The 303-nt window shown below is 53.8% G+C and carries 2 tRNA genes; both read left to right on the forward strand.

The annotated features are described in order from the left end of the window. The first annotated feature begins 29 nt into the window (after positions 1-29). Positions 30-106 (forward strand) — tRNA-Met (locus ACNFHO_RS27415). Between the two features lie 120 nt (positions 107-226). Then, positions 227-303: transfer RNA gene (locus tag ACNFHO_RS27420), tRNA-Met, on the forward strand.

Consider the following 303-nt stretch of genomic DNA (forward strand, 5'->3'; position numbering starts at 1 on the left):
AGGATTTCCGTAGAATTCGATTCCACAGGCGCGGGATGGAGCAGCCTGGTAGCTCGTCGGGCTCATAACCCGAAGGTCGTCGGTTCAAATCCGGCTCCCGCAACCAGATTCGAGAAAAGGCCACTGTTCACACAGTGGCCTTTTTCTTTGCCTTGAAAAAATATCCACGTAAATCAAGGATTAAGATTGACAGCCCGTCGATAATCCGTAGAATGCGCACCACTGACGCGGGATGGAGCAGCCTGGTAGCTCGTCGGGCTCATAACCCGAAGGTCGTCGGTTCAAATCCGGCTCCCGCAACCA

It is taken from the genome of Pseudomonas sp. NY15374 (assembly GCF_048068255.1).
Taxonomy (GTDB): domain Bacteria; phylum Pseudomonadota; class Gammaproteobacteria; order Pseudomonadales; family Pseudomonadaceae; genus Aquipseudomonas; species Aquipseudomonas machongensis.